Below are 18,270 nucleotides of genomic sequence, written 5' to 3'. Positions count from 1 at the left end.
ATATTAATATCAAGTAAATTAATCTTCACTTTCTTCCATAGTGTGATAGACGTTTTGCACGTCATCATCATCATCCAGTTTTTCTAAAAGTTTTTCAACATCCAGCATTTGCTCTGGAGTTAGCTTTTTGGTTACCTGAGGAATGCGCTCAAATCCAGAGGACAATATTTCAATGCCTTTGGCTTCAATGGCTGCTTGAATGGAACCAAAATTTTCAAAAGGGGCGTAAATTAAAATACCGTCTTCTGCTGCAAAAACTTCCTCGGCACCATAATCGATGAATTCCAATTCTACTTCTTCAGGGTCTAAGCCTTCGGCATTGATTCTGAAATTACACGTATGATCAAACATAAATACCACCGAACCAGACGTACCTAAACTGCCATCACATTTATTAAAATAACTGCGAACGTTGGCAACGGTTCTGGTATTATTATCTGTGGCGGTTTCTACCAAAACGGCAATACCATGTGGTGCGTAACCTTCAAAAATGACTTCTTTATAATCACCTTGCCCTTTTTCGCTGGCTTTTTTAATGGCGCGTTCCACATTATCCTTTGGCATGTTTACTGCCTTGGCATTCTGCATAACCGCTCTTAAACGTGCATTGCCGGCAGGATCGGGACCACCTTCTTTTACAGCCATCACAATGTCTTTACCAATGCGGGTAAAGGCTTTGCTCATAGCCGACCAACGTTTCATTTTACGTGCTTTTCTAAATTCAAAAGCTCTTCCCATAGTATCGTTTAATATTATAAAGTTTAATGTTTCAGGTTTTTTAACCGTCGCAAAATTAAAAAATTTTAGAAATTGAAATAATAATAATCATACCCATTCTACATTTTGATGAAAATTTGTCAATTCGAGTGAATTTTATACATTTTTTAATGTGTAAAATTTGTATCGAGAATCAAATTTTTAATCAAAGTACGAATGTTCTCGATACAATTCGCTTTGGGCGAATCACTCGAACTGACATTCCATGTATTTAATTACTCTTCCTCGTCAGGTTCTACAATGCTTTCAATGGCTTCAGCTAGTTTAAAATCTAAATCGGTCACACCATCTACACTGTGCGTTGATAGTGATATGGTTAGCACATTATATACATTGGACCAATCGGGATGGTGGTTAAGTGCTTCACATTCAAAAGCGATTCTGCTCATGGCACTAAAGCAATCCTTGAAATTCTCGAATTCAAATTCTGCATGAATGGCATCATCATAATAATCCCAATCAGGAAAACGTAGCAATTTTACTTTTATCTCTTCGTCGGATAGTTTATTCATCTTTTAAATTTTAGGTGTTAGTATGCTTACAATTTACCAATTAAAAATCAATTAACCTTTGCTCATTTTGAATAAAATTTTGTCACTTCGAGTGGATTTGCAAAGTGCAACGAAGCAAATTTGTATCGAGAAGCTCGTTAAACTAAGGTTCTCGATACAATTCGCTTGGGCGAATTACTCGAACTGACATTCTAAGTTTTAAAGTAAATAACGGTTTAATTATATTTTAATTCTGAAATAATTTCTTGACTCGATAACTGCAAATGCTTTGGCAGCAAATTATGTTTAGGCAAAACGGCTAAGTAGCGATCTTCATTGGTGGTAAACACTTTTTTATAAATGGCTTTATTTTTTGAGTCCAGTGTATCAATCATTTCTTTGATAAATTCATCATGATGCACCAAATCGTTGCTTCCCAAGTGAAAAATACCCAACTTATTTCTGTTTATGATATAATGGATTTGTTGTGTGACTTTAGAATCATTGGTGACGTTGATGATTAAATTCGGAAACACTTCCACAGGTTCGTTATTTTTTAAATTTTGAAGCATCTCCAATATTCTGGGCGATTGCGGTCCAAAAACCATGGGAAGCCTTAAAATGGTAACGTGCTTTTTTGGCAATCGCAAGAGCATATTTTCGATTTTTATTTTGAAATGACCGTAAATGCTATTGCTTAGGGTTTTATCATCTTCGTAACTCGGGTATTTACTATAGGCATCAAATACGTTGGCAGATGATAAAAAAATCAGCCACGATTTATGTTCCAAAATATATTCAACAACGTGTTTATGCGCGATTACTTGCGCTGCAAAATCACCACGAAGTGCTGAAATGATAATGGTCGGTTTTACGGCATTTAGAATCTCATAAATATCATCTTCCTCAACAGCGTATTGAAAAAAATGTTTGTTCTTTTCGTAATTTTTATTTTGTGTATGATAGGTTCCAAAGGTTTTAAAATAGGAGCAGAGTTCTTTATAAATGATACCGCCTAAAAATCCGCTAGCGCCTAATATTAAAATTCTATGTTTTTCTTCTTTCTTCATTATAAATCAATTCACTTACCCATAGAACGTTTAAAAAATGGATAATTTTGTGGCACTTGTAAATTGTTCCAAAGCCATCATGCCCAATTGCGAATTTCCTTTTTTATTCAACCCAGGAGACCATGTGGTAATCACGAATTTATCAGGTAATAGGGCAACAATGCCGCCACCAACGCCACTTTTTCCGGGGAGTCCGACTTCAAAAGCGAATTCGCCAGCTTCATCATAAAAACCACAGGTGAGCATGATGGCATTGATGCGCTTTATGATGGATTCCGTGAGTTGCGCTTTTTGTAATAAACTTGCTCCTTTGTTGGCAAATAAATAAAAGGCCTTGGTTAATTGCCTGCATGACATTTCGATTGAGCATTGATGAAAGTAAAAATCCAAAACATCATCCACACTGTTTTCCAGATTATTAAAGGATTTTAAAAGATTGGCTGCGGCATAATTTTTAAATCCCGTGATTTTTTCGGAATGTGCCACATCCAAATTAAAGTCTATGGAATCATCGCCCACCAAGTCCCTCACATAGTTTGAAAAATCCTGCTTCGGATTTTTTAAATTTGAAATCAAAATGTCCGCAATCACAATCGCTCCAGAATTAATTAACGGATTTCTAGGAATGCCATTTTCAATTTCCAATAATGCCAAATGGTTGAATGGATTCCCCGAAGGTTCTACATCCACACGTTTTAAAATATCATTCCCGACCAAAGAAGCGGCTTGCGAAAGAGCCAAAACCTTAGAAATACTTTGTATGGAAAATCGCGTTTCAAAATCGCCCACACCATAACTATTACCATCTAAAGTTCTTAAATGAATTCCGAACTTATTCTTGTCAATACTTGCCAATTCTGGAATATAGGATGCTACCGTTCCCTTATCCTCAACAGTCGCAACTTGTTGATAAATGGTATCTAAAATAGCTTGAAAATCTTGGCGCATTATATCTTATAAAAAGGCAATTTTACAATGGTTGCCGGTATGGCATTTTTACGGATTTGGATATAAATTTTAGAACCAATTTCTGAAAAACTGGTTGGCACATAACCCAAACCAATGCCTTTATTTAAGCTGGGCGACATCGTGCCAGAGGTGACAACGCCAATGATGTTGCCAGTTTCTTCTACAATATCATAACCATGTCGGGGAACTCCGCGTTCATCCAATTCAAAGGCGACTAACTTACGTTTGGGACCTTGTTCTTTTTCAGCTTTTAATGCTGCGGAATTGGTAAACTCTTTGGTGAATTTGGTAATCCAACCCAAACCAGCTTCGATAGGCGAGGTGGTATCGTCAATATCATTGCCATATAAGCAATAACCCATTTCCAAACGCAGGGTATCACGAGCGGCTAAACCTATTGGCTTAATGCCATAATCCGCTCCCGCTTCAAAAACCTTGTCCCAAATTTGTTTGACTTCGCTGTTTTTACAATAAATCTCGAATCCGCCACTGCCGGTATAACCCGTTGCCGAAATAATCACATAATCAATACCAGCAAAATCCGCTACCACGAAATTGTAAAAATCGATACTTGATAAATCGTGACTCGATAAAGATTGCATGGCCCCAACCGCTTTTGGCCCTTGAATAGCCAATAAGGAATAATCATCACTCAAGTTGCGCATGGTTGCACCCACATCATTTTTAGATTCTATCCAGTTCCAGTCTTTTTCAATATTACTGGCATTTACCACCAGTAAATACGTGTTTTCTTTAACTCTGTAAACAATTAAATCGTCCACAATGCCACCTGTATCATTCGGCATACAACTGTATTGTGCTTTACCAATCGTTAATTTGGAGGCATCATTCGTGGTAACTTTTTGTATCAACGCCAACGCGTATTCGCCTTCAATTAAAAACTCACCCATGTGCGAGACATCAAATACGCCCACGGCATTTCTAACGGTTTCGTGTTCGGCATTCACGCCTTCATATTGTACAGGCATATTAAAGCCTGCAAAAGGCACCATTTTAGCACCAAGCGCTTCGTGAGTTTTGGTTAAAGCTGTGTTTTTCATTGAAAATTGTATATATTTTACATTCCCGCGCAGGCGGGAACCCCATTATTTATAGCAAAAAACAAAAGTATTGAAATTATATGGATTTGTTTTTAAGAGGACGTTAAATTGGGGTTGTGGAATTATTGGGAGTTTGGAGTTTCGTTTAACGTGATTGGCTATGGTTTCGTTGCGGATAAATCCGCAGGATTTGTCCGCCGTAAACCGAAGATAGTAAATTTGCGAGGACTTTCCGAGAGGAAAGTCAGAAGCAATGAACTATAGCCGGTGTTGTAAGCAGTTTTTTATTCTTCCACAATTTCAATTCCATAAATTCCATTTTTATTTTCTGGATATATTTTTCTCATAGTTTCGTAATAATCGGCTAAAAATATATTCAAGTCAACAAGTCCATCAATTGAATAACTTATAGTATCTTTTTTATTGGTCAGCATTAAAATTCCACGTTTGTTTTGGTCAGTATTTTTCCGCTTTTCATTTCGCTTTAGAAACTGCTCAAATTTCCAAATCGTATCGTTCTCCGATATTTTCCTGTCATAAATTTTTTTCCACTTTGAATTTTCCTCAAAAGTCAATTCTTTAAAATTGCTAACGATATTGATTGAGTCAGATTGTTTTGTTATTTCAATCCGTTCATAACCTTGATAAGTGCAAACAGAATGGTCAAACGAAATTGTCAAAGTGTCCAATTCAGTCATTTTTTGTCTAAAGTTGGTCAAGTCCGTAATCAAGTCAAATTTGAATGTAGGTTTTTCCGTTTCCGTTTTTTGTTTTTCTTGACAAGACACGAAAATTACTAGTCCGATTAATATGTAGATTGTTTTTTTCAAATTGCTTACAACTATTGAGATAAAAAACGTTTCAATGTTTGTTTATCGGTAGTTAAACGAAGTTAGTTGTTTTTTCTGATAAAATCAAGTAAAAAATCAATCCTTCTTCACAGAAAACCTATAAACCGTTCTAGATTTATAAGGCTTGTTGGGTGTTAATACGGTAGAAGGGAAGCTTGCTTGGTTTGGGCTATCCGGAAAATGCTGGGTTTCTAGTGCAAAACTTGATCTTGAATTTTCGGGCATGGTACCAGTTTCCTTAAATTGATTCCACGACCTGCTATTTCCTGAATAAAACTGTAAACCGGGTTCATCGGTGATGACTTCCATTACACGACCGCTTTGGGGAGAATATGCTGTGGCTGCTATTTTAGCATTGGCATCCAACACATAATTATGATCGTAACCTCTAAACGCAACATCTTCGAACATACTGCCAATGCGCTCTCCAATGGTGTGAGGTGTGGTAAAATCAAATGGTGTATTTTTTACAGATTTTATCTCGCCCGTTGGAATGCTGGTTTTGTCAACAGGTGTATAGTTACTGGCATTAATGGTTAACAAATGGTCTTGTATAAAACCTTTGCCTGTACCATTTAAATTAAAGTAGGCGTGATTGGTAATATTGAAAACTGTTTTTTTATCGGTGGTTGCTAGATAATCGATGATGATTTCATTTTTATTGGTCCATGTGTACGTAACGGATACATTCACAGTTCCGGGAAAACCAGCTTCCATATCGGGACTCAAATAGGTAAACGTCACCGATTGTTTATTCTTTTTAGTACTCATTTTAGAATCCCAAACTTGTGCGTACCAGCCAGCAGGACCGCCATGCAAAGTGTTTGGATTGTTATTTATTGGTAAACTGTATTCGGTGCCATCCAATGTGAATTTGCCATTGGCAATGCGGTTGGCAAAACGCCCGACGGTAGCACCGCCAAAAGCGTCCCCTTTTACAATGGTTTCTAAGGTTTCGCTACCTGTGGTGATGTTATCAATCTTGCCGTTTTTATCAGGCACATCGATTCTAACAATACGCGCACCGTAATTAGTCAGTTTTAAAACGTGTCCCGATTTGTTTTTTAGGGTAAAAAGACTCACGTCTTTATCATTATGCTTTCCTAAAACCTTTTGGGTGGTTTGCGCTATAAGGATGTTGGAGATTAAAAAAGTGAGGAGAATAAATAGTGATTTCATATATTATTTAGTTTTGTGGTATCTGTTTAACTTGATGTCAGTTCGAGTGAAATTCTTTTTCAGAATTTTGTATCGTGAACAATTATAATCTAGCTAGAATCGGTTCTCGATACTAATTTCAAACCTAAAAAGGTTTGAAATTCACTCGAACTGACAAACTAACTATAAACATGATTTACAACTAAATGTCACTTCGAGTGATTTTCGAAGCATGAGAAAATTGTATCGAGAAGCTATGCAACTACGGTTCTCAATATTTCAATCAAACTGACACTAAATAACGTTATAAGTTTGAAAATGCGCAACGAGTTTAACAAATAAATTAAATATCCGCACTATTATTTTTAATAGCATTACCAAACCAAATCGCGGATTTTTTAGGGGTGCGCTTCAACGTTTTGAAATCCACATAATGCAACCCGAAACGTTTATCATAACCAGAAGCCCACTCAAAATTATCCATAAAAGACCAAGCAAAATAGCCTTTAAGTTTGACGCCTTCAGCAATCGCTTCTTGGCAGGCTTTTAAATAACCTTGATAAAACTCCAAACGCTCTTGATCGTTGACTTGTCCGTTAACAAGTTCATCATTATAAGCACACCCATTTTCGGTAATATAAATATCTGGGTTGTTGTAGCGTGCGTCAATCCATTGTAACAATTTTTTACAGCCCCAAGGCACAACGGCCCAATTCATGGACGTGAGTTTCCAATTGTCGTCTAAGGATAAATCCACATGTTGGTCTTCAGAAATACCACCGTTACCATACACACTTTGCTCTTTTTTAGTGCCGTCATTATGGGCGGCATACATGGTGGTGTAATGGTTTAATCCGAAGAAATCGGATGTGCCTTTAATCATCTCTTTTTCTTCCGAAGAAAATTTAGGAAGTCGGTCGCCCAAACGTTCCTTCATCGTTTTTGGATAATCCCCTTTATAAATCGGGTCCGCAAACCAGGCCAAGAAAAATTCTAACGCTCTTTCGGCAGCTTCCTTATCCTCTTTGCTATCCGTTAATGGCTCTCTCCAATCGCAATTATTGGTGATGCCGATTTTCCCTTTTTGATGGCTGTATTTATCCCTGTAGATATGAACAGCTTTTGCATGCGCCAAGATAAAATGATGGCCTGCTAAATAAGGTTCAGAGGTTGAAATCCTTCCGGGAGCAAATACGCCTTGACCGTAACCTAAAATGGAAGCGACCCAAGGTTCGTTGAGGGTTATCCAGTTTTTAACGCGATCACCAAAACGTTCGAAACACAAATCGGCATACGCAGCGAAATAATCGGGTAGGGACGTTCCCAACCAACCATCATGTTCCAATTGCAATGCCAGAGGTAAATCCCAGTGATACAAAGTCACCCAAGGCATAATATCAGCTTTTAATAATTCATTGATTAAATCGGAATAAAACTGAATGCCAGCTTCATTAATGCTGTCTTTTCCTGTCGGCATCACGCGTGCCCAAGCTATCGAAAACCGATAGGCTTTAACGCCCATGTTTTTCATGAGTTGGATGTCTTCCTTGAATGTATGATAGTGATCGCAGGCGATGTCACCTGTCTCTCCATTATGTACTTTCCCGGGGATACTCGAAAAGGCATCCCAAATAGACGGCCCTTTGCCATGTAATTTAGCGGCACCTTCAATTTGGTAAGACGACGTTGCCGTACCCCATATAAAATCATTTGGAAATGTTTTCATCTGCATCTTTATAAATTATTCTACGGATTGTGCTAATCGTTTGGCATTTAAATCGCTGGTAATGATGTCCATTTTTGCTTTATCCAATGGATATAACAGCATGATACCCGCGGCGACAAAAGCAATGATAGCGGGAATCCAACTCATAAGCATCACCATACCCGGAAACGCGCCTTTAATGGCGACAGCATCCTGACCATCATAGAAATAAGCACCTAAAACCAGACCGATAATAGCACCCGCAATACCACCTCCAAATTTAGTTGCGAACGAACCCGCAGAATAAATAAGTCCGGTAGCTCTTCTGCCATTTTTCCACTCTGAAAAATCGGCGGCATCACCCAACATCACAAAAAACAAGGTTGGTAATATAGCTGCAGCAAATTCAGATATGGTGCCAATAATAAATATAGCAGCTACATCATCAGGTTTACAAAATACTAACAAGGCATTTACGGCACCTGAAAAAATAAGGGCATAAATAAGTAAATTACGTTTTCCGAATTTTCTACTCAATTGAGCAGTGAAAAAGGCTCCTAAAATAGAGGCAATCATTAAACCGACTAGATAAGTAGCGGATAATAATTGATCATTTAAATAGTGGGTAAAGTAGATAACGACTATACCTTGTTTGATGGAATTATAAACGTTGAATAGAAGTCCTATCAACAATAAAATAATCCAAGGTTTGTTTTTTATTAAGTCTTTGAAATCTTGTATCAAATCTGTTTTTTGATCTTTAGGCGGTAGTACACGTTCTCTCGTGGAATAAAATGTGATTAACATCAATAAAGCAAGTATAGCGGACATCACATACATGGATTTGCTATAACCTTCTTTTTGGTTTATGATGGATATATCTTCGGCTTTTAGATTTTTTTCTCCAGTCACGGTAAAGGAATAGGTGTTGCCTTTTTCCATTTCGAAACTTTTTCCATTTGTGGCTTCAACATCATTATTTTGCATGCTAGCATTATTCCATGCAAATAAGGCGATACCATTATCAGTCTTGATATTCACATGTTCAATATTATCAGAAGCTGTTACACTCACAGCATATGTATCTTCATCCAATTGGGAGATATCAATCGTTGGGTTGACATTGCCATAATACGCCACTAAAAACAGTAACGCCCCTTGAACGAGCATTCCACCTGCAAAAGCACCCACCATTCTAAAAGAGCCAATAGTGGTTCGTTCTTTATCATCGCCTGTCATCACAGCCATTAAAGCACCATAGGGAATATTATTGGCTGTATAAATTAATGTGAATAATATATAGGTGACATACGCGTAAACAATTTTTCCGTTGGTACCTAACTCAGGGCTTGTAAATAGCAGGGAAAGAATAACGCCTAAAGGAATGGCGGTCCATAAAATCCACGGTCTAAATTTTCCGTATTTGGAGTTGGTGCGGTCACCAATAATGCCCATTAATACATCACTAATGCCGTCACTAAACCGAGCCACCAACATTAAAACCCCAACGGTAATGGGGTCTAATCCAAAAACGTCTGTATAAAATATAAATAAAAACGTGGAAACACCCCGCCATGCAATGTTTGCTGCGCCATCACCGAGCGCATAGCCAATTTTCTCTTTTAGCGACACTTTATTGCTTAATTCCATTTGGTTAGTTGGTTATGTTAAAATTTCTGCCGAACGAAGTTAACAGAAATTTTAACATAATCAAGCAATAATGATTTCCGTGGGAAAAATTTTGTTATGGAATTGCTAAAATTAACTTAGGAAACCTTCTTTAAATTAAGTAATGCATAAATGGACACCAATGTCCAAACACCTTCTAAAATGATAAAAGGCCAATATTTTAAAAGAATGGAAGCAAAGCAAGCCATAGCCGCACCAACCACATTAAGTAAGATGAAAACCAAACTTTTATTGGACACTTTTCCAATGACATTTAAAAAATAGGCGAGTAGAATTTGAGAAACGCCTAAAAATCCAATCCAGTCTGTTAATTCCATGAATTTATTTTAATAGAAAGTTTTTCAAATCCTCATAAGTGGAAATTTTAACTGCAACTTTTTCTTTCCCCATAACGGATTGAATTTGTTTTGGAAGCGGTTGCTTTTCTTTGATAACATCTTCTACAACATCTAAAAACTTAGTGGGATGCGCGGTTTCTAAAAAGACACAATGCGCCCTTGGATGCTCTTTTAAATACGATATACAGCCCAAATAACCGACAGCACCATGAGGATCAGCCACATAATTGTATTTATTATAGATGTCTAGCATGGCATCTTTAGTTTGACTATCCGTGAAACTATAAGATGATATATTTTCTTTAAGGGATTTGAAGTCGTTTTTATAGATTTCTTGAATGCGGATAAAATTGCTTGGCGCACCAACATCCATGGCATTGCTCACCGTTTGAACGGATGGTTTTGGTTCATATAATTGAGAAATCAAATAGCGGGTCACTACATTATTCACATTATTTGCAGCTACAAAATGATTGATTGGCAAACCTAATTGTTGTGCCATCATACCTGCACAAATATTTCCGAAATTGCCACTCGGTACCGAAAACACAATGTCTTCATACTTGTTATGCAATTGTTTATAAGCAAACATAAAATAAAATAACTGAGGTAACCAACGTGCCACGTTAATAGAATTTGCCGATGTTAGCTGCATTTTACTAGTAATGGTCTCATCTAAAAACGCTGTTTTAACCAAGGCTTGGCAGTCGTCGAATGTGCCGTTGACTTCCAAGGCTTTTATGTTTTGTCCGAGTGTGGTTAATTGCATTTCTTGAATGTCACTCACTTTTCCGCTAGGGTAGAGTATCACAACATTCACGCCTTTAACACCTAAAAAGCCATTGGCAACTGCACCACCAGTATCTCCAGAAGTTGCCACTAAAACCGTAACTTCTCTATCGTTATTTCGGTTGAAATAACCCAAGCAACGCGCCATAAAACGGGCACCGACATCTTTAAACGCCATGGTTGGCCCATGAAATAATTCTAGTGTCGAGATATTTTCGTTTAATTCAACTACAGGAAAATCAAAAGACAATGTTTCTTCAACAATCGTTTTTAAAATGGCTTCCGGAATTTCAGGAAGCACAAATTGTTTGATGGCTTCAAAAGCTATATCTGAATACGACAGATTATCAATATTATCAAAAAAAGCTTTTGGAAGCGGCGTAATGCTTTCAGGAAAATAGAGTCCTTTATCTGGAGCTAATCCTTTAATAACGGCATCTTTGAATGATGCGTTTGGGGCTTGTTTGTTAAGTGAGTAATAATTCATTATTTTTTAAAATTGACCGAAGACCGATGACGGAAGACGGAAGTTTTACAATATACCGAAGACGGAAGACAGATGACCGTAAGCCGCAAACGATGATTCATTTAATGTTTTTGCGAAAAGCACTCATCATATTTACAAGATGATATGCTTCATCGTATAATTTTGTAAATTCATTTTCTGAAATATAGTTTCTTCTTTTAGCTTTAAACAAACACGTAACAACTTCAGCTAAAGAACGAATGGCGTATCCCATAAATTTCTTTTGTTCTAAATTTGATTGCCCGATAGCTCCTTCGGAAATATTCAAGGCGATAGAATCAGAAGCTCTTCTTATTTGGGATGATAAATTAAATTTTTCTTTTTCAGGAAAAGCATTCGTTATCTTGTCGATTTCTTCTCCAAAATCCATGGCTTTTTTGCCAAATAATAAGCTTTTCAAATTTAAAATTTTCCATTTTAACTTCTTCTTATTCTGCTATTCGTTATCAATCTTCCGTCTCCTGTCATCGGTCTTCCGTTTAAATAACCTTAATTCCTTCTACATTAATTTTGGAAACATGAATATCAAAATCAATACCTGTCTTTGAATAGATATTTTTCATGGCATCTTTCACATTGTTAGCGGTTTCAATACCTTTATTTAATGAAAATATGGAAGGTCCAGAACCCGATATACCACAACCCAAGGCGCCAGCTTTGAGAACAGCATTTTTAACATCATGATAATGTGGAATCAGTTGACTTCTATAAGGTTCAATAACAGCATCATGAAGTGATTTTTGCATCAATTCATAATTATTGGTATGCAAAGCATGAATTAAACTTCCAACATTGGACCATTGCGTAATGGCATCGCTTAGCGGGATGTCTTTAGGTAAAATTGCTCTGGCCTCTGATGTTTTTACTTCAATTTGTGGATGTATGATGGTCGCATATAAATCATCTGGGGTTGGGATTTCCAATATTTCCAAAGGATTCACACTTTTGACCAATGTAAAACCACCAAACATTGCGGGAGCGAGGTTGTCGGCATGTTCACATTTACTTGCTAAAGCTTCGCCTTTTATGGCGAATTCAGTCAGCTGTGTTTTGTTATAGGGTCGTCCTAAAAGTTCGTTCATACCAAACACACTGCCTACAGCACTAGCGGCACTGCTACCAATACCGCTTCCTGGTTTGATGTTTTTATAGATTTCAATTTCAAATCCGCAATCCGGTCTTAAAGCGTCATACATCGCTAAAGCAGAAACGCCGGATACGTTTAATTCCGCTTCAAAAGGCAAATCGAATCCTTCAATTTTAGTAATATATATGCCTTTTTTATCGATTTTCCGAATTACCATCACATCGCCAACACTGTCTAAGCAGAAGCCTAAGACATCAAATCCACAAGCCACATTGGCGACAGTTGCTGGAGAAAATATTTTTATTTCGTTCATTCTTTTTTTTAGATATGAGAGAATAGATATGAGAAGATAGACTCTTTATTCTCTATTCTTAAGTCTTTTTTAATCATTTCCAATTCTAATAATATCAGCAAATATACCAGAGGCAGTCACTTCAGCACCTGCACCCGCACCTTTAATAATCATAGGCTGTTCTGGATAACGTTGTGTGTAGAACATCACGATATTATCTTTTCCTTTAAGATTATAAAACGAATGGTCGCTTGGGATTTCCTGTAAACTCACACTTGCTTTACCATTATTGAGTTGTGCCACATATTTTAACTGGCAGCCTTTCGCTTTCGCAGAAGCATATAAGTCTTGATAATGAGCTTCATCATCAATAAGCGTTTGGTAAAAATCGTCCACAGAATCACTTTTTAATCCAGCTTCCGATAAGAAAGGCTTGTTGGAAATATCTTCCAAATTCATCTCCATACCACTTTCACGAGCGAGAATCAATATTTTTCTTGCAACATCCACACCGCTCAAATCAATTCTTGGATCGGGTTCGGTATAACCTTCCGCCGCTGCTTGTTTTACCACATCATAAAACTTAGTGGTATCATTAAAATTATTAAACACAAAGTTTAAACTTCCAGATAAAACAGCGTGTATAGACGTGATTTTGTCCCCAGAAGCTATTAAATTACTTAGTGTTTGAATGATAGGCAACCCAGCGCCCACATTGGTTTCAAACAAAAATGGCGCATTGTATTTTAATGATAAGCGTTTTAATAATTTATAGTTTTCATAATCACTGGAGCAAGCAATTTTATTACAAGCCACAACCCCGATACTCTGACGCAAATATTTAGCATACAATTCAGCAACGTCTTTATTTGCAGTGACATCCACAAAAATGCTATTGCGAAGATTTAAGGATTTTACTTTTTCAAAAAAGCTGTCTAATGTCGCATTTTCGCCATTCACCAATTGGGTTTTCCAATCGCTTAAATCTATGCCTTCCTCATTGAAAATCATTTTTTTTGAATTGGACAAACCAGCAACCCGCAAATTGATTTTTAGATTTTCCTTTAAATATTTCCGCTGTTGTTTTATTTGCTCCACCAATCTTTCACCAACATTTCCAACGCCCGTAATAAATACATTTAATTGTTTTGTTTTACTTTCAAAAAATTGTTCATGCAAAGAATTCAAAGCCTTTTTAACATCCGTTTCTAAGATAACTGCTGAAATATTTTTCTCAGAAGCACCTTGGGCAATCGCCCTAATATTGATATTGTTTTTTCCAAGTGTGCTAAACATTTTCCCACTGATGCCTTGGTGGTTTTTCATATTATCACCAACCAACGCTATAATAGATAAGTTTTTTTCAACAATAATAGGATCTATTTTATTTAAGGCAATTTCATTTTCAAATGTAACGTCAATGGCAGATTTAGCGATTTCAGCATCATTGGCATCAATCCCTAAGCAAATGGAATGTTCAGATGATGCTTGAGTAATTAAAATAACATTTATTTTTTCTTGAGACAAGGTCTCAAAAAGCCGTTTAGAGAACCCAGGAATTCCAATCATACCACTACCTTGTAAGGTCAGTAAAGCTATATTGTTGATATTGCTAATCCCTTTTACAGGCGAAGTTGAAACGGATTCTTCATTAGAAATAATGGTTCCAGCAGCTTCAGGCTCCAGCGTATTTTTTATATGAATGGGAATATTCAAGTCCAATACAGGTTGAACCGTTGGAGGATATAACACTTTAGCGCCAAAATGGGATAATTCCATAGCTTCTTGGTACGATATTTTCTCAATAGGGTAGGCTTGTTTTACCAATTTCGGGTTTGTGGTAAACATGCCACTCACATCGGTCCATATTTCCAGTTGTTCTACTTTTAGAGCAGCCGCGACGATGGCAGCCGTAAAATCCGATCCACCACGGCCAAGCGTAGTTTGTTCACCTAACTGCGATTTAGAAATAAACCCAGGAATGATGGTTATTTTTTGTGGCGTACTATTAAAGTAGTCCTGAATATTTTTGTTGGTGATGCTGTAATTGACTTCAGCTTTGGTAAAGTTGGAGTTTGTAATGATTAATTCTTGTGAATTTTTACATACGACTGACATACCACGATGTTTCATGGTCTCGGCAATAATAAATGATGATAACAACTCACCAAAACTAACCAGCTTATCAGATGTTTTAGGTGATAGTTCATTGATTAAATAAATGCCATCCAACAAACTTTTAAGGGCATTTAATTCTACGGTAACGTACTCAATAATGGATTTGCCATTGTTAAGGTTTAGTTCCTCTATGATAACAACATGGATATCCTTTATTAAGTTAAATGTATTTATGTACGCAACATCCTTGTTTTGAGCCTGTTTTCCTGCTAAAAGCAATTTATCCGTAATGCCACCAACGGCTGAAACAGTACATATGATAGAATCGTTTTTAGAGACATTCTCTAATATGTTGATAACATTATTGATATTTTTTGCAGAACCTACAGAGGTTCCACCAAATTTTAAAACCTTCATTTTTAATGAATTAAAGTTTAAATAAATATTTTAAGAAGATGTAATTGATATAATTACACAAATGGTCCGAAGAAAAATATACTAGCAACCCCAAAGGGTTGTAGTGGTTGTAGCAATTACAAAAATAGACGTGTGTCCTTCATTAATTGAAGAAGCAGCAATGCGTGTATTTTGGTTTAAATGCATCATTTTTTATTTAAAAACATTTCAAAAGTATTACATTTAGACATATAAAAAAACAAAAAAATGCTTTTTGCATAATTCTTATACAGAAATGGTTTTTTTTAAGAAATACTATCCATACGATTTAGAAATAAAAAAATCTTTAATGAATTAAGATGAAAATTTTCTCGAAAGAACAAATTTATCAAGCTGATAAACTAACAATAGAACGTCAGAGCATATCTTCAACCGATTTGATGGAACGGGCAGGGACGCAGATTTTTAATTGGATGCATTTGCGTATGCAAGGGGCGCAAGTACCCATTCATGTGTTTTGTGGGATTGGAAATAATGGAGGTGATGGGTTGGTTTTAGCTAGGCACTTAATACTAGATGGTTATCACGTTAATGTTTACATCGTTAATTATAGTGATAAACGCTCAAAAGATTTTTTGGTTAACTACGATAGGATAAAAAGCATCACTAAAAAATGGCCTATATTACTGAATGATATTGAAGATTTTCCAGAGATACATCCAAATGATATTATAGTTGATGCCATCTTTGGCATTGGATTAAATCGTCCTATAGACGATTGGGTAAAAGCCCTATTTCAACACTTAAAAATAAGCAAAGCTTTTACATTATCCATTGACATTCCTTCAGGATTACGTACCGATAAAGTTCCTACCGATGACCATGGGGTGGTTTGGGCTGGTTATACTTTAAGTTTTGCTTCACCTAAATTGGTGTTTTTTTTGCCTGAAACCGCAAAATATACGGAGCAATGGGAAGTTTTGGATATTGGCTTGGATAGGGAATTTTTATTTACGACTACTACGGAAGCCGATTTAATAGGAAAACCTGAAGTGTTGAGTATGTATATGCCAAGAGATAAGTTTTCCCATAAAGGACAATTTGGACACAGCTTAATCATTGGAGGGAGTTATGGTAAAATAGGTGCCGTAGTTTTAGCCAGTAAAGCAGCCTTATCGGCAGGAGCGGGATTGGTTACAAGTTATATTCCTAAATGTGGGTATCCGGTTTTACAATCGGCATTTCCAGAAGGGATGGTTATAACGGATGAAGACGAACGGTTTATTTCGGATATTGCATTTGATATCAACCCAACAGTGATAGGATTTGGAGTGGGAATAGGGACTAATGAAAAAACCATTAAGGCTTTTGAAACATTTTTAAAAACAAACAAAACATCTTTGGTTATAGATGCTGATGGGATTAATATTTTATCAAATAAATCAGAATTAATTAAATTATTACCAAAAGACACCGTTTTAACGCCGCATCCTAAAGAATTGGAACGTCTATTGGGTAAGTGGAAAAATGACTTTGATAAATTAGATAAAGCCAAAGTATTTTCTAAAAAATACGAGGTTATTTTAGTTGTAAAAGGGGCTCATAGTATTACCGTTTATCAAGATAAATTGTATGTTAATACGTCGGGAAACCCTGGTTTGGCAACTGCAGGTAGTGGCGATGTGTTAACGGGTATCATAACAGGCTTGATTTCGCAAGGATACAACCCATTAATAGCAACTGTTTTTGGCGTGTATTTGCATGGAAAATCAGCCGATATAGCCGTTGAAGATTATGGCTATCAAAGTTTGATAGCCAGCCACATTATTGATTATTTGGGAGCTGCTTATTTAGATTTGTTTAAACAATCGGAACCACCTATTCAAGACGATAATAAATCGCTAAATACTTAATTCATTAAACAATTCCAACAATTTAGGGTCGGAAGGCCTAGGCGCATCAGCACTAACGATATTACCGTTTGGATCTATCAAAATGAATCGGGGAATGCCATTTATTTTATAATCCCTAACAAAATCTGATTGCCAGCCATTTGGAGCGAAGATTTGAATGCCGCCCAAATCTTTATCCGCGACCATGGCTTTCCAACTTGCTTTAGCTTTCTCCCACGAGCCTTGGTGGGTTTGATCATCATCAATTGATATGCTTACAAACTGAATATTTTTATTGTGATAGTCTTTTTCTAATTTTTTTAATGATGGTATTTCAACTTTACAAGGGCCACACCAAGTTGCCCAAACATCTACATAAACATATTTTCCCTTTAAATCTGATAAAGATGTTTTACGACCATTATAGTTTTCATAATCTTCAAAGCTTGGAGAAGGTGCTCCCTTAGGAAAATTTGTTCTTAAAACAATAGCGTCAGCTAAATAGATTTTATAAGGTTTTAGCATAGGCTCCACATCATTGATATATTTGCTTGTAATGATTGTATCTATAGCCTTATTTGAATTGTAATAAGTTAACAATTCATTTTTTATCTCTAAAAACCTGTTTTCCATTTGAGCAGAATCTAAATCAATTAATTCATCTAAATTCAAAAGCTTTTCTTGGAGTAAATATTCTTTAGCTATAAAATTGCTATGTTCAGCACCATTTCCAGAATAGGTGATAGATTCATCAAACTCAGCCGTATTAAAGGTTAAAGTTAATTCGAATCCATTCTTTAAAAACAAATTGGTGGATTCGTTGCCATCGTACAAATTATAAAGCCCTGTTTCTACTTTTAGGGTATCACTAAATGTACCATCTCCATTAACACGGATGATTTTGGAATAAGGGCTATATCGAGATCGGATTACTAATGAATCACTATTTTTATTGGTTATCTGTCCTGAAAATGTCACATAATCTTTTGGTTCTTCTTTGCAGGAAATTAATAAGGCGAATGCGCTGAATAAAATTAAAAGTGTTCTCATTTATAATTTTT

At 36.3% G+C, this 18,270-nt stretch carries 16 protein-coding genes; 1 reads left to right on the top strand and 15 read right to left on the bottom strand.

What is annotated here, in order from left to right; genetic code table 11:
• Positions 1-18: 18 nt before the first annotated feature.
• From CDH50_RS08800 to thrA, 14 genes are all read right to left on the bottom strand, one after another.
• Entirely contained in the window at positions 19-738 is a 720-nt protein-coding gene (locus CDH50_RS08800) for a YebC/PmpR family DNA-binding transcriptional regulator (RefSeq protein ID WP_100611644.1), read from the bottom strand.
• A gap of 254 nt (positions 739-992) precedes the next feature.
• The gene (locus tag CDH50_RS08795) at positions 993-1,289 is read right to left on the bottom strand and encodes a 4a-hydroxytetrahydrobiopterin dehydratase (protein ID WP_100611643.1); all 297 of its coding nucleotides are present in this window, start codon (positions 1,287-1,289) and stop codon (positions 993-995) included.
• Positions 1,290-1,504: 215 nt separating this feature from the next.
• Positions 1,505-2,338 carry a sugar nucleotide-binding protein gene (locus CDH50_RS08790; RefSeq protein WP_100611642.1) on the bottom strand — a complete coding sequence of 278 codons (834 nt, stop codon included), beginning with the start codon at positions 2,336-2,338 and terminating at the stop codon, positions 1,505-1,507.
• A gap of 30 nt (positions 2,339-2,368) precedes the next feature.
• Positions 2,369-3,286 (bottom strand): glutaminase, encoded by a 918-nt coding sequence (locus CDH50_RS08785; RefSeq protein WP_100611641.1) that lies wholly within the window; start codon positions 3,284-3,286, stop codon positions 2,369-2,371.
• A complete protein-coding gene (gene gcvT, locus CDH50_RS08780; RefSeq protein ID WP_100611640.1) occupies positions 3,286-4,368 on the bottom strand; it encodes a glycine cleavage system aminomethyltransferase GcvT in 1,083 nt (360 codons plus the stop codon). The genes CDH50_RS08785 and gcvT overlap by 1 nt, the downstream gene beginning before the upstream one ends.
• Before the next feature lie 284 nt (positions 4,369-4,652).
• On the bottom strand, positions 4,653-5,066 hold the full coding sequence (locus CDH50_RS08775; RefSeq protein WP_157804957.1) for a hypothetical protein: 414 nt from the start codon (positions 5,064-5,066) through the stop codon (positions 4,653-4,655).
• Positions 5,067-5,294: 228 nt separating this feature from the next.
• The gene (locus tag CDH50_RS08770) at positions 5,295-6,398 is read right to left on the bottom strand and encodes an aldose epimerase family protein (protein ID WP_100611638.1); all 1,104 of its coding nucleotides are present in this window, start codon (positions 6,396-6,398) and stop codon (positions 5,295-5,297) included.
• Between the two features lie 322 nt (positions 6,399-6,720).
• A complete protein-coding gene (locus CDH50_RS08765) occupies positions 6,721-8,103 on the bottom strand; it encodes a GH1 family beta-glucosidase (RefSeq protein ID WP_100611751.1) in 1,383 nt (460 codons plus the stop codon).
• 15 nt (positions 8,104-8,118) lie between these two features.
• Positions 8,119-9,732, bottom strand: a complete 1,614-nt coding sequence (locus tag CDH50_RS08760) for an MFS transporter (RefSeq protein ID WP_100611637.1) — start codon at positions 9,730-9,732, stop codon at positions 8,119-8,121.
• A gap of 116 nt (positions 9,733-9,848) precedes the next feature.
• The gene (locus tag CDH50_RS08755; protein ID WP_100611636.1) at positions 9,849-10,088 is read right to left on the bottom strand and encodes a CBU_0592 family membrane protein; all 240 of its coding nucleotides are present in this window, start codon (positions 10,086-10,088) and stop codon (positions 9,849-9,851) included.
• Between the two features lie 4 nt (positions 10,089-10,092).
• Positions 10,093-11,385 carry a threonine synthase gene (gene thrC / locus CDH50_RS08750; RefSeq protein ID WP_100611635.1) on the bottom strand — a complete coding sequence of 431 codons (1,293 nt, stop codon included), beginning with the start codon at positions 11,383-11,385 and terminating at the stop codon, positions 10,093-10,095.
• Positions 11,386-11,482: 97 nt separating this feature from the next.
• Positions 11,483-11,824 carry a four helix bundle protein gene (locus CDH50_RS08745; protein WP_232731987.1) on the bottom strand — a complete coding sequence of 114 codons (342 nt, stop codon included), beginning with the start codon at positions 11,822-11,824 and terminating at the stop codon, positions 11,483-11,485.
• A 79-nt stretch (positions 11,825-11,903) separates the two neighbouring features.
• Positions 11,904-12,824, bottom strand: coding sequence for a homoserine kinase (locus tag CDH50_RS08740; RefSeq protein ID WP_100611634.1), 921 nt, complete (start codon positions 12,822-12,824; stop codon positions 11,904-11,906).
• A gap of 69 nt (positions 12,825-12,893) precedes the next feature.
• The gene (gene thrA, locus CDH50_RS08735) at positions 12,894-15,338 is read right to left on the bottom strand and encodes a bifunctional aspartate kinase/homoserine dehydrogenase I (RefSeq protein WP_100611633.1); all 2,445 of its coding nucleotides are present in this window, start codon (positions 15,336-15,338) and stop codon (positions 12,894-12,896) included.
• A gap of 338 nt (positions 15,339-15,676) precedes the next feature.
• Here thrA and CDH50_RS08730 point away from each other — a divergent pair, with 338 nt between their 5' ends.
• Complete coding sequence (locus CDH50_RS08730) at positions 15,677-17,230, top strand: NAD(P)H-hydrate dehydratase (protein ID WP_100611632.1); 1,554 nt, start codon at positions 15,677-15,679, stop codon at positions 17,228-17,230.
• On the opposite strand, the gene CDH50_RS08725 is transcribed toward CDH50_RS08730, so the two are convergent.
• Entirely contained in the window at positions 17,219-18,259 is a 1,041-nt protein-coding gene (locus CDH50_RS08725) for a TlpA family protein disulfide reductase (protein ID WP_100611631.1), read from the bottom strand. The genes CDH50_RS08730 and CDH50_RS08725 overlap by 12 nt on opposite strands.
• Positions 18,260-18,270 lie beyond the last annotated feature (11 nt).

Source organism: Confluentibacter lentus, from assembly GCF_002806995.1.
In the GTDB taxonomy this organism is placed as follows: domain Bacteria; phylum Bacteroidota; class Bacteroidia; order Flavobacteriales; family Flavobacteriaceae; genus Confluentibacter; species Confluentibacter lentus.
Note: the sequence above shows the minus strand (reverse complement) of the source record. Positions and strands in the feature narration are given on the sequence as shown.

Coding starts and splice junctions, on each gene's coding strand:
- gcvT (WP_100611640.1), bottom strand. CDS start 4,368: ATGAAAAACACAGCTTTAACCAAAACTCACGAAGCGCTTGGTGCTAAA.
- CDH50_RS08740 (WP_100611634.1), bottom strand. CDS start 12,824: ATGAACGAAATAAAAATATTTTCTCCAGCAACTGTCGCCAATGTGGCT.
- CDH50_RS08760 (WP_100611637.1), bottom strand. CDS start 9,732: ATGGAATTAAGCAATAAAGTGTCGCTAAAAGAGAAAATTGGCTATGCG.
- CDH50_RS08775 (WP_157804957.1), bottom strand. CDS start 5,066: ATGACTGAATTGGACACTTTGACAATTTCGTTTGACCATTCTGTTTGC.
- CDH50_RS08755 (WP_100611636.1), bottom strand. CDS start 10,088: ATGGAATTAACAGACTGGATTGGATTTTTAGGCGTTTCTCAAATTCTA.
- CDH50_RS08770 (WP_100611638.1), bottom strand. CDS start 6,398: ATGAAATCACTATTTATTCTCCTCACTTTTTTAATCTCCAACATCCTT.
- thrC (WP_100611635.1), bottom strand. CDS start 11,385: ATGAATTATTACTCACTTAACAAACAAGCCCCAAACGCATCATTCAAA.
- thrA (WP_100611633.1), bottom strand. CDS start 15,338: ATGAAGGTTTTAAAATTTGGTGGAACCTCTGTAGGTTCTGCAAAAAAT.
- CDH50_RS08730 (WP_100611632.1), top strand. CDS start 15,677: ATGAAAATTTTCTCGAAAGAACAAATTTATCAAGCTGATAAACTAACA.
- CDH50_RS08785 (WP_100611641.1), bottom strand. CDS start 3,286: ATGCGCCAAGATTTTCAAGCTATTTTAGATACCATTTATCAACAAGTT.
- CDH50_RS08795 (WP_100611643.1), bottom strand. CDS start 1,289: ATGAATAAACTATCCGACGAAGAGATAAAAGTAAAATTGCTACGTTTT.
- CDH50_RS08765 (WP_100611751.1), bottom strand. CDS start 8,103: ATGAAAACATTTCCAAATGATTTTATATGGGGTACGGCAACGTCGTCT.
- CDH50_RS08800 (WP_100611644.1), bottom strand. CDS start 738: ATGGGAAGAGCTTTTGAATTTAGAAAAGCACGTAAAATGAAACGTTGG.
- CDH50_RS08790 (WP_100611642.1), bottom strand. CDS start 2,338: ATGAAGAAAGAAGAAAAACATAGAATTTTAATATTAGGCGCTAGCGGA.
- CDH50_RS08725 (WP_100611631.1), bottom strand. CDS start 18,259: ATGAGAACACTTTTAATTTTATTCAGCGCATTCGCCTTATTAATTTCC.